This window comes from Yimella sp. cx-51 (genome assembly GCF_017654605.1).
In the GTDB taxonomy this organism is placed as follows: domain Bacteria; phylum Actinomycetota; class Actinomycetes; order Actinomycetales; family Dermatophilaceae; genus Yimella.
Genome location: NZ_CP072113.1, coordinates 2,266,477 through 2,280,836, shown reverse-complemented (window position 1 = coordinate 2,280,836; position 14,360 = coordinate 2,266,477). Strand labels below are relative to the sequence as shown.

The window sequence follows — 14,360 nt, the reverse complement described above, 5'->3', positions numbered from 1 at the left end:
GGCGTCGTTCACTCGACCAGCGCCACCTGAAGCTCGATGAGTTCCCCGTCCCGCACGAGAAAGCCGTTGCCGGGACGGGAACGGTCGAGCGTCGGGCAACGCACGCCGAGCGCTTCACCGTCGTGTTGGCCCGGCATGAGCAGGACGCCGGTGCCCCGACGGCGTAACTCGCCGATCAGGCCGCTGTAGTTGCCGGCGATCTCCGATGGTGTCGCCGTGGCGAGCACGAGTGCACCTGTGCTTGCCGCGTTGCCGGCGTGCATCGCCAGGAGATCCTCGACATCCGAGCCGAGGATGGACGGCACGTCGTCGATCAGCACGGCACCCGACGGCTGGGCGGCCAACCATTGGCCGAGCTCGTCACCGTTGCCGGGTTGGACCACGTTGTGGGGCAATGAGGTACGTCGATCGGGTGAAACCCAGCACACCGGTCGATCGTGGAGTTGCTCGGCCAGCAGCCGCAGGGTGTTGGTGCGCCCGCTACGGGGCCGACCGCAGATCAGGCCGACCAGCGAGGCCGACGTGGTGTCGGCCAAATGCACAGTGCCTTCCGTGCCGGTGCCGAGCACGACGCAGTCACCCCTGCGGGTCAGGGAGCCGGCTGCAATGACGTCGGGAATCGCGTCGATCCGTCGCGGTAGGACGGCAGGCGGCGACGGCGCCTGACCGGTGACGTCAGCGACCTGCACTTCCAGACCGTCAGGCAGGATGAGACCGCGCCCGGCGGGCATGTGCTCCGGGATTGCCGCTCGCGGCACCCCCAGCGTGGCGATGTCGTCACGATCAGCCATGGCCAGGACGATCTGACTGGCGAACAGCGGCAATGACCGGCTGGTCATCAAGCCGCGTCCACCGGTCGCGAGCACGTGGATGTCGACCGACGTCGCCTCCCGCAGCAGCGCATTCATCAGATCGAGAATGCGGAAGTGCGACTGATCGGTCAGTTCAGCCAGGGCATCCCAGCCATCGATCGCAACGACGATCCGTGGTTGCGGTGATGTCTCCTGGGCAGGCATGCGCCGACGACGCTTGATCTCGTCGGTGAGCCAGTCGAGCAGTTGTTCGATGCGTCGCGGCTCGTCGGCGTCAACATAGGATCCGACGGCCGGCCAGTCACGCAGGCCATTGAGGCCGGCGTCGAAATCGATCAGATAGGCGTGCACGAAGCGGTCGCCGTCGCTGAGCGCCGCCTCCAGGATCTGTCGCAGTGCATGACTGCGGCCACTTCGCGAGCCACCGATGAAGGCGAGATGGTGGTCGTGTTCGGGCGCCCAGACAATGACGGGTTGGTCCTGACTGACTGGGCGGTCCGCGAGACCGAAGCGATACCCGCTCGTTGCCACCCCTGACACGCACACCGAGGCTTCAGTCTCCGAAAGGCTGGGCACCTCGGTGGGTAGAGGCTGCAGCCACGGAGCGCCAGGCACCTCCACTCCACACTGCTGCGTCGCTTCGTGGAGGACCACCACGAGAGATTCGAGGACGGTGGGTGAGACGCTGTCGGGCCCGTGCGCTGACTGATCGTCGATCACGATCGCCTCCGGCTCCTGCGGCGGCACACTCACCCGCGCTGTCTGGAAGAGCTGGAGTTCGGTGCCGCCGGAGCGCATGTAGGCCCGACCCGGGGTCGACGCCGAGAGCCGGGCGGCGTCGGCAGCCTCGATGACGTCGTGGGAGTCACCCTCGTCCCGCACCCGAAGGGCAATGCGAAGGTTCACGTTCGCCCGGATGTCGGCAGACACCACACCCGCGGGACGCTGCGTGGCGAGCACGAGATGCACGCCCAGCGAGCGTCCGACCGTCGCCAGCCGCACGAGGCCATCGATGAAGTCGGGCAATTCTTCTGAGAGCACACGGAATTCATCGATCACCAGGACGAGCCGAGGAATCGTGGGCGCATCGGTGTCGCGGTGGTAGTCGTCCAGATCGCTGGCCCCGGCCTGCGCCATCAAGCGCTCGCGCCGATGGATCTCGGCTCCGAGTGAGCTGAGCGCACGGGCGGTGAGGTGGCCGTCGAGATCGGTCACCATCCCCACCGTGTGCGGCAACTGCGCGCACTCGCGGAACGCAGATCCGCCCTTGTAGTCGATCAGGATGAAGTTGAGCGAGTCCGGGGGAGCGCCGGCCGCGAGCGAGGCGACGAGCGCCTGCAGCATTTCGGACTTGCCGGCTCCGGTGGTGCCGGCGATGAGCAGGTGCGGACCATCGGTGAGGAGATCGACCTCGACGGAGTGAGAACCGTTGTGGCCCAACACCGCCCGAGCAGAGCCACGTTTGTGCTCCTGCCACCGATGCCGCACGGAAGAGATGTCCAGCAGCTCCGCGCCGGTGGCCTCGCGCCAAGCGGTCGCCAGGTCGACCGCATGCGGAAGTGCCGCGGCCGAGTCGGTCGATCCGTCGCGCAAAGCGGCGAGGCCACGCATCGCTCGCGCCATCACCCCGGATGCCGGCAGGTCAGGGACCAGGCACGTTGTCGTGTCACCGACGAGCTCGGCGTGCACCGCTGAACTGAAGTGGACGATGGGATGGCAGCGGTCGGGGAGGCTCCTGGCGTCGGGCGCCAGGCCGACGATGGCGGCGCCGTAGTGGCCGGGGTGCTCGAGCACGGAAGACAGCGAACCCGCCTGACGAAGGACGGCAGGATCGGCGATCACCAGGATCGTGGTGACCGGTTGTTCACGATCGTCGTCGTGCGGCAAGCGACGTACGAACTCAGCAATTCCTTCTGCGTCCGCGGCGTGGAAGTGATCAAGTCCGCCCGCTGTTCGCAGGTGAGGCATCCAGGCCAGGTGGGGAGCCCAATCGACGGGCAGCTCGCCGATGACAGCCACCCGTAGGCGTTGCGGAGAGTGCCAGGCCGCGAGCTGGATCAGCAGGCTCTCCAAGGCCGGAAGGGCGACATCGGATGGGCCGACCACTCCGATCACCCGGTCCTCGCCCAGGTCGAGCACGACAGGCGCATGATCGAGGACGGCGGGCCGCTCGTGCTCATCGGAGCCACTCACCACCACTCGGGAATTGATCGAACCCGTCCCTACGCGCCACTGGGCGAAGCCGTGCTCGGCCGGGTGACGATGCCACAGGTTGGGCCCGGCAGTGGCAATGACGTGGAGGGCGTCGATCAGCGGCGGCGCTGCACGTTCGCGCACGAGGCGCTCGGTGCGCAGCGCGTCGCGCACCCGTTGCTCATGGCGGCGCACGGCAGCAGCATGGTCTGCGGCGCTCTCCTTCTTGCTGCGTTTTCCGTCCCGGCGGTCGCTCAGATGTTGAGCGGCCATCATCACCGGGCTGAAGACGGCGAAGGCGAGAAACATCATTGCCTGCATCCACCACGCCAGCGCGACGCCCAGGATCAGTGGCAGCAGGGTGATCAGCCATGGCAGGGAACGGTGGGAGCTGCGGCCAGGCTTTCGTGGCCGGTCGAGCCGTAGCAGTGCCGGTGGTCGCAAACGAGTGGGCGGACGGGTCACCTCGATCCAGCCGGCCCGCGCTGGTGGACGTGCGCAGCTGAGCCTGGTCAACGCGAAAAGTGAGTTGCCCACCTTTAATCCATGTGTTGACCGCAACTCCATCTCGGCGTCGCCGGGCACCGGCTGGTCAGCGATCTGCGTGCCGTTGGTCGACCCGAGATCGCTGACCACGACACGTCCCGAGGCAAGACGCACCTGGCAGTGGCGTCGCGACATGTCGGGGTCGTCGACCTGCAAGGTCGACTCCACACCCCGACCGAGGGTGGCCGCGCGTGCAGTGATTGGTGTCGACAGCCCGACGTGGGGACCGTGTCGGCATTCCAGCAGGAGGAGTTCATGCTGCTCATCGCGACTCATCTGCGGGGCGAGTACGCACCCGTTCTGGAACCGGTCGAACCGATCGGCCTCGGTCACGCGATGGCGGCCCACGTAGAGCGCGTCCGGAACCTGGTAGCCGTGCCGGTGAAGCTGGGCGCGCACGTGCTTCCACGGTGTGTCCGTCGGAGCACTGACGCTGATGTCGTACGAACCACCGATCGTGTCAGGCACGACGGTGAAAGTGATCGACATCCGATGGGGCGTTCTCATGGATGCGGAGTATGAGCCGCAACGCGCTGTTCTGGCGGGATGGCTGTGGATAAGCGCGCAGACGGTAAAGCCTTGGTCAAGAACGCTCCAAAGACAGGCAAAGCTTGTGGATGAGGCGCCAATTCCCCTGAAACGCCGCGTTATATGGCAGGCAGTTGCAGGGAAGGCATGGAATGAACAGCATTCAGGTGATCGAGGGTGAGGTGCGTGAACTCATCCGGCGCCGCAGACTTGACCCGGTGGGGGATCGGGTCACTCTCCACTCGTTGGTGCAGGACGTCGTACGCGACTACGAGGAGCGCACGCTGCACGGTGGCCTCGAGCCGCTCGGTGACGCCGATGTGGCCACCCGCAGCGTGCTCGACTCAGTGCTCGGCTTCGGTGCGCTGCAGCAATATCTCGACGATCCGACGGTCGAGGAGATCTGGCTGAACGAACCGAGCCGGGTCTTCGTGGCTCGGCAGGGAGTCGCCGAACTGACCCCGACCATCCTGACGGAGCAGGAGGTGCGCAACCTCGTCGAGCGCATGCTGAAGCCTTCCGGCAGGCGCGTCGACCTCAGCTCGCCCTTCGTCGACGCCACCCTCCCCGATGGGAGCCGGCTCCACGTCGCGATCCCCGATGTCACGCCCGGACGTTGGTACGTCAACATCCGTAAATTCGTCGCCCGGGCGCACTCGCTCGAAGACCTGGTCACCATGGGATCGCTTACGGCCCCGGCGGCAGCCTTCCTGCGCGCGGCCGTCGTGAGTGGCCTCAACATCATGGTGACCGGCGGCACGCAGGCGGGCAAAACAACGATGTTGAACTGCCTTGCCGCCGCGATTCCGCCGACCGAGCGCGTCGTGTCGTGCGAAGAGGTCTTCGAGCTCAAGCTCAATCTGCGCGACTGGGCCGCATTGCAGTGTCGCCAGCCCAGCCTTGAAGGCACCGGTGAGATCCCGCTGCGGCGGCTGGTCAAGGAAGCCCTCCGAATGCGGCCTTCCCGCATCATCGTCGGCGAAGTGCGCCAGGAGGAGAGCCTCGACCTGCTCATCGCGATGAACAGCGGCTTACCCGGCATGGCAAGCCTGCACGCCAACTCCGCCCGCGAAGCACTGGTGAAGATGTGCACTCTGCCGCTGCTGGCCGGGCCGAATGTCGGGTCGCAGTTCGTCATGCCGACCGTTGCCTCCTCCATCGATCTCATCGTCCACGTCGGCCTCGAACGCGACGGCAAACGCGGCGTTCGCGAGATCGCAGCGGTGCCCGGACGATTCGAAGGCAGTGTCATTGAACTGGCCGAGCTCTTCGTCAATCGTGATGGACGGCTCGAACGTGGCGACGGCTTCCCACCGCACCAGGAACGCTTTGCCCGCGCCGGATTCGACGTGGCGCGACTGCTGGGAGATCGGCTGTGATCGCCGTGGTCAGTGCGCTCCTGGGAATGGGCGTCTTCTGCATCTACTGGTCCTTCTGGCCGCGGATCGAACGCCCTGTGCGTTCTCGGGAGACCGCGACCGATCGACTACGAGCCGACCTCGCGCTCTCGGACATTCGTGGCTTCACCGTCCGAACACTTCTGCTCGGCTGCTTCGGATGCGCGTCCTTCGTTTTCCTCGTCGCGATGGCAGCCACCGGTGTCGCTCCCGTGGCCCTCTGCTTCGCGGCTCTCGCCGGTTATGCCCCTGTCGCCTGGGTGCGTGGTCGGGCACAGCGTCGGCGCCACAACCGGCGGGAGTTGTGGCCCGACGCGGTCGACCACATCTCCTCGGCGGTTCGAGCCGGGTTGGCACTGCCGGAAGCGTTGGCCCAGTTGGCAATTCGCGGCCCGGAGGAGTTGCGGCCGGCCTTCGCCGGCTTCGCCCACGACTACCGCACGACCGGTGATTTCCAGGGGTGCCTGGACGACCTGAAGGCACGGCTCGCCGACCCTGTGGCCGACCGCCTCATCGAATCGCTGCGCTTGGCGCGCGAGGTCGGCGGTACTGACTTGGGACGGCTGCTGCGCACACTGTCCACCTTCCTGCGCGACGACGCGCGCACGCGTGCCGAGCTCGAAGCCCGGCAGTCGTGGACGGTCAACGCCGCCCGACTGGCGCTCGTGGCGCCCTGGCTGGTGCTCCTGATGCTCGCCACGCGTGGTGACAGCCTTCGCGCCTACAGCAGTCCGACCGGTGTGGCGGTGTTGGTGATCGGCGGCGGCGTCTCGTTCCTCGCCTATCGGCTGATGCGGCGCATCGGCCGCCTTCCGGCAGAAGTGCGGGTGATGGCGTGAACGTCGATCTCGGGTGGCTCGGAGCGTTGTGCGGTCTGGTGGCCGCTCTCGGTCTTGCGCTGGTCTGGCAACGACTGCCCGCGCGACGCACACCCAGCCTTGCCGACTGCATCGAGCCCTACGTGGCCCAAGCCCCGCGACCCTCCAAATATCTCGGCCCGTCCGATGCGCGGGGCGGTCGCGCCGGCACGATGGTGCTGCGCCGTATCGGGTCGATCGTCGACTCCGTCTTGGGCGGCAGCGCATCCGTGAACAGACGGCTCGAACGGGCCGGTAGTCGCTCCAGCCTGGAGGACTTCCGTGCCGAACAAGCGCTGTACGGCTGTATCGCTGCCCTCGCCGCCACCCTGTGGGTGTCGATGCGAGTGGCGGCAGGCAACCAATCCCCGCTGACTGCTGTGCTGCTCGTCCTGATCGCGGCGGGCGGCGGGGTGGTGCTGCGCGACCAACTGCTTACCAGGGCCGCTGAAAAACGCGACCGTCAGATCTTGGCGGAGTTCCCCGCCGTGGCGGAACTGTTGGCGCTCGCGGTGACGGCCGGTGAGGGAGCTGCCGCTGCTCTGGAGCGCGTCGCACGGCTGTCCAAGGGTGAGCTCGCCGGCGAACTCAGCCGGTGTCTGATCGACGCACGTGCGGGGGCCAGCCTGCCCGAAGCCCTGCAGGGCCTTGCTGATCGCACCGGCCTCGCAAGCCTGGCGCGCTTCGTCGACGGCATCGTCGTCGCCCTGGAGCGAGGAACCCCGCTGGCAGATGTGATGCGAGCCCAGGCCCAGGACGCGCGGGACGCCGCGAAGCAGGAACTCATCGAACTGGGCGGACGACGGGAGCTGGCGATGATGGTGCCGGTGGTCTTTCTCGTCCTGCCCGTGACCATCTTGTTCGCCGTCTGGCCCGGCCTCGCGGCGCTCCGACTCACGATGTGAATTGCATTGTGCACCAAGGAAATGCAGCTTCGTGCTGCTGAAAGGGAGGAACACCATGACCGTCCTGCGAAATGTGAATCGCCAGTTGCACCGTCGCCTGATCGAGGCAACGACCGACCGTGAACGAGGAGATGTGCCGGGCTGGGTGCTGATCACCTTGATGACCGCCGGCCTGGTGACCGCGCTCTGGCAGTTCGCCCAGCCCCAGCTGACCAGTCTCTTCGACAATGCAATCCACGGCGTCAGTGGCGGTAAGTGACCACGAGCAACGGCGCGATCGTGAGCGGGGCAGTGCCGTCGCGGAATTCGCCATGGTCGGTGCGTTGCTCGTGGTGGTCTTTCTCGGCGCCTTCCAGGTGGGTTTCGCGCTCTTCGTGCGCAACTCGCTGACGGCCTATGCAGTGGAGGGCGCTCGGTACGGGGCCCGTGCCGACTCCACCCCGGAAGCGGGCGCCGAGCGCACCCGGCTCCTGATCCGGGATGCGCTGCCGAAGGGCTATGCCGACGACGTCACGGCGTCGGAGACCGTTCAAGGCGGTGCGCGCGTGGTGACGGTGCGCGTGCGTGCCCAGGTGCCGGTGCTCGGTCCGTTCGGACCGTCCGGCTCGTTGCAGGTGTCCGGACGTGCGTATTCGGAGGCGCAATGAGGAGGCTGCGCCGGGCGGATCGCGAAGGTGGCAGCGCCGTCCTGGAATTTCTCGTGGTTGGGATGCTGCTCACGCTGCCGGTCTTCTACCTGGTGATCACCATGGCTCGCCTGCAAGCGGGTGCGTATGCGGTGTCGGGTGCTGCGCGCGAAGGCGGCCGCATGTTCGTCACTGCCCAGGACGACGGATCTGCTCATGCACGGGCCCGCTCGGGCGCAGAGCTGGTGTTCGCCGATCACGGTTCGTCCGGCACCACCGCCGTGACCTGTAGTGCCTCGCCCTGCCTGACCCGTGGGGCCACGGTGCGGGTCGAGACGGCGGTCGACGTCGAGTTGCCACTCGTGCCCGACTTCCTCGGCGCGGTGGTGCCGACCTCGGTGCGTCTGACCAGCACGCACGTCGAGACCGTCGGCAAGTACCGCTCATGAGGGCTTGGTTGCGGCGCCGTCTCAGCACGGGTAAGACCGAGCGCGAGGACGGGCGCATCCTCATCCTGGCTGCCGGGCTCTTCGCAGTGCTCGGACTGCTCGTGGTCGGGGCCATCGACGTTACGGCCATCCAGTTGGCCAAGATGCGCGTGCTCAACGCAGCCGACTCGGCTGCCCTGACCGCGGCTGACAGTGTCGACAAGGACGCGCTCTACCGCGGCGGCCTGGCTGAACGCGTACCTCTCACCGACGGCGGGGTAACTCAGGCGGCGAGCAGCAGCCTTGCGCGCCAGCAGGTGCCAACGAATGTGCAGGCGTGGCAGGTGGTGCAGGGGTCGACATCCGGACGCGACACTGCGGTCGTGCGGGTGCAGGCACTGGTGCGTCCGCCGATCACCGGCGGCTTCCTGTCGTTCCTCGGATCGGAAGTGTCGGTGACGGTTGAGTCGCGAGCCCGCTCCAGCGTGGCGCAGTGATGCGCGGTGCAAAGGATTCTCGGCTGAGGCCGGGCGCCGACTGGCGTAGGGTTGCGCCTTGTGGCTGTTGATTTCACTGCGGAACTGAAAGACCTGCGCGCGACGATGGATTCGGTGCGCGGCGTCACCGACCTCGATGCTCTGCGCACCCAGATCGCCGATCTGGAGCAGCAGTCGGCCGCACCCGACCTGTGGGACGACCCCGAGAAGGCGCAGCAGGTGACCAGCGCACTCTCGCGTGCCAACGCCGAGGTCGAGCGCATCGAGACGATGGACAGCCGTATCGACGATGTCGAAGTGCTGGTCGAGATGGCCGCCGAGGAGAACGACGCCGACACCCTCGCCGAAGCCGGGCGCGAACTCGTCTCGCTGCAGAAGGCCGTGGGCGAGCTCGAGGTGCGCACCCTGCTCAACGGTGAGTGGGACCAGCGTGAGGCAGTCGTCACCATCCGCGCCGGCGCCGGTGGCGTCGACGCCGCCGATTTCGCCGAGATGCTCATGCGGATGTACCTGCGCTGGGCCGAGCGCCACGGCTACTCCACCAAGGTGATGGACACCTCCTACGCCGAAGAAGCCGGCCTGAAATCGGCCACCTTCGAGGTCAACGAGCCCTACGCCTACGGCCACATGGCCGTCGAGGCCGGCACCCACCGTCTGGTGCGCATCAGCCCCTTCGACAACCAGGGCCGCCGGCAGACCAGCTTCGCCGCGGTCGAGGTGATCCCGCTGATCGAGCAGACCGACTCGATCGAGATCCCCGAGAACGACTTGAAGATCGACGTCTTCCGCTCCAGCGGTCCGGGCGGTCAGAGCGTCAACACCACCGACTCCGCGGTGCGCATGACCCACATCCCGACCGGCACCGTGGTGTCGATGCAGAACGAGAAGAGCCAGATCCAGAACCGCGCCGCCGCGCTGCGCGTCATGCAGTCGCGCCTGCTGCTGCTGAAGCGTCAGGAAGAGGCCGCCCAGCGCAAGGAACTGGCGGGCGACTCCACCGCGAGCTGGGGCGACCAGATGCGCTCCTACGTCCTGAACCCCTACCAAATGGTCAAGGACCTTCGCACCGAGCACGAGACCGGAAACCCCTCGGCAGTCTTCGACGGCGACATCGACGCCTTCATCGAGGCGGGCATCCGCTGGAAGCGCACCGGCGAGAAGGACTGACGAGCTGCCGAGTGCCACCGGCCGCGAGTTTGGCGGTCGTCGGCGTGCCTTCCGACGGCCCGTTGCTACTGCGTCGTACGGTTGCAGCGCCCGGCTGGCTGCATGCCCACGCCGGGCGGCTCATTCGACCGACGTGAGGCTCTGCTCGATTCCCGCATGATCACTTTCGAGAACGTCAGCAAGCGCTACGCGGGCCAGGACGAACCTGCCCTGCGAGACATCTCCGTCGACGTCGGACGCGGTGATTTCGCCTTCCTCATCGGCACCTCCGGATCGGGCAAATCGACGCTGCTGCAACTGATCACCCGCCAGCTCACTCCCTCGTCCGGCACCATCCTGGTGGCCGGTCGCGACTTGCGCACCCTGCCGAACCGGCACGTGCCGGCGCTGCGGCGCGACATCGGTGTGGTCTTCCAGGACTTCCGCCTGTTGGAGAACAAGAACGTCTACCAGAATGTCGCGTTCGCGCTCCAGGTGCTCGGCACCAAACGGCATCGCATCAAGCAGATGGTGCCCGAGGTGCTCGAACTCGTCTCGCTCGAAGGCCTGGCCCGTCGTCGTCCACACGAACTATCCGGTGGTGAGCAGCAGCGCGTCGCGATCGCGCGAGCGATGGTCAAGCAGCCGCAGATCCTGCTCGCCGACGAACCCACGGGCAACCTCGACCCCGACACCAGCACCGAGATCGTCAAGGTGCTCGAGCGCATCAACAAGGCCGGCACCACCGTGGTGGTCGCCACGCACGACGAGCGCATCGTCGACCTCTTCCGCAAGCGCGTCATCGAACTGCGCAAGGGCGAACTGGTACGCGACGAACAGCTCGGCAGCTACGTGTCGGACGAACCCGTCAAGCGCGGACGGACGGTGGACTGATCGTGCGTCTTCGTTTCATGCTCGGTGAGATCGCCGGCGGCATCCGCCGCAACATGGCGATGATCATCTCCGTCGTGCTGGTCACGATGATCTCGATGTTCTTCCTCGGCCTCGGTCTGCTCGCCCAGAAACAGGTGACGCTCGCCAAGGGCTACTGGTACGACAAGGTCGAGGTGTCGATCTTCCTGTGCACCAAGGACTCCACGGCCGTGGTGTCCTGCGTCGACGGCATCGCCACCCCGGCGCAGCGCGATCAGGTCAAACGCGACCTGGAGAGCCTGAAGCCGTTGGTGCAGGAGATCCACTACGAGAGCCCGGAGCAGGCGTACGCCCGCTTCAAGCAGCAGTTCAAGAACAGTCCGTATCTCAGCGACGTCTCGCCAGACTCGATGCCCGGATCGTTCCGGGTGAAGCTCTCCGACCCCAACCGCTACGACGAGGTGGTCGCAGCGATCGACGGATCACCGGGAGTCGAGGCGATCAGTGACCAGCGCAAGGTGCTGGAGACCTTCTTCAAGCTGCTCCATGTGCTCAGCGTCGGCGCGGTCGGCCTCGCGGCCCTCATGGTGGTGTGCTCGGTGCTGCTCATCAGTACGACGGTGCGGCAGGTGGCCTTCTCCAGACGCCGACAGGTGGAGATCATGCGCCTGGTCGGCGCGTCGGCGACCACGATCTATCTGCCGTTCATCGTCGAGGTGCTGTTGGCAGCCCTGGTCGGCGCCGTGCTGGCCAGCGGGGTGCTCTGGCTCATGGTGGAGAAGGGTGTGGCCGACCTGTTCAATGCCGGTGAGCGGGGAGGCGACGTGATTGCACTGATCGGCTCCTCCGAAGTGTTGATGGTCGTACCCTGGTTGGTGGGTGGCGCAGTGGTGTTGTCCATCATCGTTTCGTGGTTCAGTCTCCGCAGGCAGGTGCGGGTCTGATGAAGGTTTCGAAAGGCGTGGACGGCGTGAGTGACAGCCGCGGACCGTTGAACATGCTCATGCGCCGTGGGGCGATGGCGACGGTAGCGATCATGTTCCTCCCCGGGGCCGCGCACGCCGTCGCCGACGATCCGGCGAAGCAGAAGGACAAGATCGACAAGCAGATCGTCACCACCCAGGGCGACCTCGACGCCGTGAGCACGCAGTTGCGCAACGCGGTCAATGCATTGGCCAAGACCGACGCCCAACTGGTCACCGCCGGCAACGACTTGAAGGCCAAGAACAGCCAGCTGACCACGGCCAACAACAATCTGGCCAGCGTGAACAGCCAGTTGAAGATCGCCCAGGGCGACGAGTCGCGCAGCCGCACCGACCTCACCAACATCAACACCGCCCAACAGCGCACCAAGAAGCTGGTCGGCGGCGTTGCGCGGCAGAGTTACATGACCGGCGGCCTCGGCACCTTCGACCTCACGCTGCAGATCCTGATGAGCAAGAAGGATCCCGCCAACACGATGTCGATGGCCGACATCATCATGCGCCAGCAGAACGGCGTGCTCACCACCCTGGCCGGCCAAAAGGCGTCCAAGACCGCCACCGTCAACCGCCTCGGCGCTGCCACCAGGCGCGTGGCCCAGCTGAAGGTGCAGGCCGGTAACGCTGTCACCAGCGCGACGACGGCGCGCAACAATGCCCAGACCGCCAAGAACCGGTTGGACGCGCTACGCCGCACCCAGTCCAACCAGAAGGCCTCTCTGGAGAAGCAGAAGCGGGCCGACCTCAACCTCCTCGCGTGGCAGAAGGGTGAGTCAAGGCGCCTCGGCAAGATCCTCATCGCGCGTGCGGCCGCACGCGCCAAGGCCGCCAAGAAGCCGGCGATGGCCGTGCCGCGGGCCAACGAGGCGGCCGGCACGGCCCGGGCACCGGTCAACGGCAACGGCTTCCTCAACCCGCCGGCGCCGATCAACCAGATCATCTCCCCGTTCGGCATGCGCAACAACCCGGTGCTGGGCATCTGGTTGCTGCACGCCGGGGTCGATTACCCGATGGCCTGCGGTACGCCGATCTACGCTTCGGCCGCGGGTGAGGTGATCACCGCGAGTTACGAACCGGTGGCCGGCAACTACATCATGATCGACCACGGGTTCGTGCGCGGCGTCAACCTCGCCACCCACTACGCCCACCTCTCCCGCTTCGTGGTCACCGGCGGAGCCGTGAGCAAGGGGCAGTTGATCGGCTACTCGGGCACCACTGGCCGGTCGACCGGCTGCCACCTGCACTTCGGCACCCTGAACGACGGTCAGTTGGTTGACCCGATGCAGTGGTTCCGCTGATTAGTCGGGCCTTTATTGTGGCCCGGTGAGAAGAGCGACCGAGCCGACGCCAGGGCCGCACCGCAAACGGGCAGAACTCAAGGCGCTCACCGGTCTTCGCGCGGTTGCAGCGCTGCTGGTGGTGCTGTCGCACACACATCTCCCGCGTAATGCGCCCGACGCCTTCGACCGTCTGGTCGGTTGGGGACACATGGGCGTCCCGCTCTTCTTCCTGCTCTCCGGGGTGGTGCTCGGGTACAACTATCCCGACCTGTCGCCGCGCAACGGCCGCCGAACGGTGCTCTTCTACCTCGCCCGCATCGCCCGCGTCATGCCGCTCTACTGGGTGATGATCGTCCTGTGGGTGCTCTTCTACTACGCCGAGGGTCAACAGCAACGGCCCTGGGTGCTGCTCCAGCACCTGTTCGCCGTCCAGACCTGGGGCGATGATGTCGCCACCGCGCAGTTCCACTACAACGGTCCGGGTTGGTCGATCGGCGTCGAGCTCTTCTTCTACGCCCTCTTCCCGTTCATCGCGCCGCTGATCGCCCGGGCGGCATGGCGTTGGCGCACCCGGGGCTTGGTGCTGATCGCCGGCGCATGCGCGGCGTTCAGCCTGGTGCTGTGGGCCATCTTCACCCTCAAGGGCTGGACCGACCTGCCGGCGACGGACGGCCGGTCTGCCCACCGCTGGCTCTACCGCAACCCGCTGCCCAACCTCGCGGTCTTCGTCGGCGGCGTGACCCTGGCGCATCTGCTGGGCGAGAGCATGCGCCTGCCCACCCGTCTGCACAGCGTCATCCAGACGGGCGTCGTGGTCTACACCCTGGGTCTGGGGATGTTCCATTCCACCACCAGTGGTGCCGTCAAGGCTGGATCATTCGGCGCCTTCTTCGTGCTGCCCTTCATGCTCGGCATCTTCTCTCTCGCCTCCGGACGCGGCTGGCTTGCCCGCTTCCTCAGCACGCGTTTGCTCGTGGTGCTCGGGGCCTCCAGCTACGCGCTGTACCTGACGCATCGATGGTTCTTGTGGCACCTCACCTCGGCCAAGCAGATCCAGACCACCCCCGGCCTGCGCGGTTGGGCTGCCCTGCTGATCACGCTGGTGATCCTCGTGGCAGTCGCCGAGGGAGCGCACCGTCTGGTGGAGAACCCCGCTCGGGCCGGCATCATGAACTTTGCGCGCCGGTTGAAGGCCCTGCACCGTCGGCGGAAGCAGTCGGCCATGGCGGTGGCGCAGCAGCGCGTGCCCGAACAGTCGGTCGCTGCCGGAAAATCCAGCGCTCGCCGCTGAA

The 14,360-nt window shown here is 66.6% G+C and carries 13 protein-coding genes; 12 read left to right on the top strand and 1 reads right to left on the bottom strand.

Annotated elements, in window-relative coordinates; translation table 11 throughout:
* Window positions 1-8: 8 nt before the first annotated feature.
* On the bottom strand, window positions 9-4,058 hold the full coding sequence (locus J5M86_RS10845; protein ID WP_188059414.1) for an FtsK/SpoIIIE domain-containing protein: 4,050 nt from the start codon (window positions 4,056-4,058) through the stop codon (window positions 9-11).
* 173 nt (window positions 4,059-4,231) lie between these two features.
* Between J5M86_RS10845 and J5M86_RS10840 the strand changes: the two genes are divergently transcribed.
* From J5M86_RS10840 to J5M86_RS10785, 12 genes are all read left to right on the top strand, one after another.
* A complete protein-coding gene (locus J5M86_RS10840; protein WP_188059415.1) occupies window positions 4,232-5,458 on the top strand; it encodes a CpaF family protein in 1,227 nt (408 codons plus the stop codon).
* 26 nt (window positions 5,459-5,484) lie between these two features.
* Window positions 5,485-6,315, top strand: a complete 831-nt coding sequence (locus tag J5M86_RS10835; protein WP_188059533.1) for a type II secretion system F family protein — start codon at window positions 5,485-5,487, stop codon at window positions 6,313-6,315.
* Window positions 6,312-7,238, top strand: a complete 927-nt coding sequence (locus J5M86_RS10830; protein WP_188059416.1) for a type II secretion system F family protein — start codon at window positions 6,312-6,314, stop codon at window positions 7,236-7,238. Before J5M86_RS10835 ends, J5M86_RS10830 begins: the two co-directional genes overlap by 4 nt.
* Before the next feature lie 55 nt (window positions 7,239-7,293).
* Entirely contained in the window at window positions 7,294-7,497 is a 204-nt protein-coding gene (locus tag J5M86_RS10825) for a hypothetical protein (RefSeq protein WP_188059417.1), read from the top strand.
* Window positions 7,484-7,885 (top strand): TadE/TadG family type IV pilus assembly protein, encoded by a 402-nt coding sequence (locus tag J5M86_RS10820; protein WP_244328324.1) that lies wholly within the window; start codon window positions 7,484-7,486, stop codon window positions 7,883-7,885. Before J5M86_RS10825 ends, J5M86_RS10820 begins: the two co-directional genes overlap by 14 nt.
* Window positions 7,882-8,313, top strand: coding sequence for a pilus assembly protein (locus J5M86_RS10815; RefSeq protein ID WP_188059419.1), 432 nt, complete (start codon window positions 7,882-7,884; stop codon window positions 8,311-8,313). Before J5M86_RS10820 ends, J5M86_RS10815 begins: the two co-directional genes overlap by 4 nt.
* Window positions 8,310-8,789 carry a pilus assembly protein TadG-related protein gene (locus J5M86_RS10810; protein WP_188059420.1) on the top strand — a complete coding sequence of 160 codons (480 nt, stop codon included), beginning with the start codon at window positions 8,310-8,312 and terminating at the stop codon, window positions 8,787-8,789. The genes J5M86_RS10815 and J5M86_RS10810 overlap by 4 nt, the downstream gene beginning before the upstream one ends.
* Window positions 8,790-8,849: 60 nt before the next feature.
* Window positions 8,850-9,956: a peptide chain release factor 2 gene (prfB, locus tag J5M86_RS10805; RefSeq protein WP_188059421.1), complete on the top strand. Its 1,107-nt coding sequence runs from the start codon at window positions 8,850-8,852 to the stop codon at window positions 9,954-9,956.
* Window positions 9,957-10,112: 156 nt separating this feature from the next.
* Window positions 10,113-10,829 (top strand): cell division ATP-binding protein FtsE, encoded by a 717-nt coding sequence (gene ftsE / locus J5M86_RS10800; RefSeq protein WP_188059422.1) that lies wholly within the window; start codon window positions 10,113-10,115, stop codon window positions 10,827-10,829.
* A 2-nt stretch (window positions 10,830-10,831) separates the two neighbouring features.
* The gene (ftsX, locus tag J5M86_RS10795; RefSeq protein ID WP_188059423.1) at window positions 10,832-11,752 is read left to right on the top strand and encodes a permease-like cell division protein FtsX; all 921 of its coding nucleotides are present in this window, start codon (window positions 10,832-10,834) and stop codon (window positions 11,750-11,752) included.
* Window positions 11,752-13,086 carry a peptidoglycan DD-metalloendopeptidase family protein gene (locus J5M86_RS10790; protein ID WP_188059424.1) on the top strand — a complete coding sequence of 445 codons (1,335 nt, stop codon included), beginning with the start codon at window positions 11,752-11,754 and terminating at the stop codon, window positions 13,084-13,086. The genes ftsX and J5M86_RS10790 overlap by 1 nt, the downstream gene beginning before the upstream one ends.
* A gap of 25 nt (window positions 13,087-13,111) precedes the next feature.
* Window positions 13,112-14,359 carry an acyltransferase gene (locus J5M86_RS10785; RefSeq protein ID WP_188059425.1) on the top strand — a complete coding sequence of 416 codons (1,248 nt, stop codon included), beginning with the start codon at window positions 13,112-13,114 and terminating at the stop codon, window positions 14,357-14,359.
* Window position 14,360 lies beyond the last annotated feature (1 nt).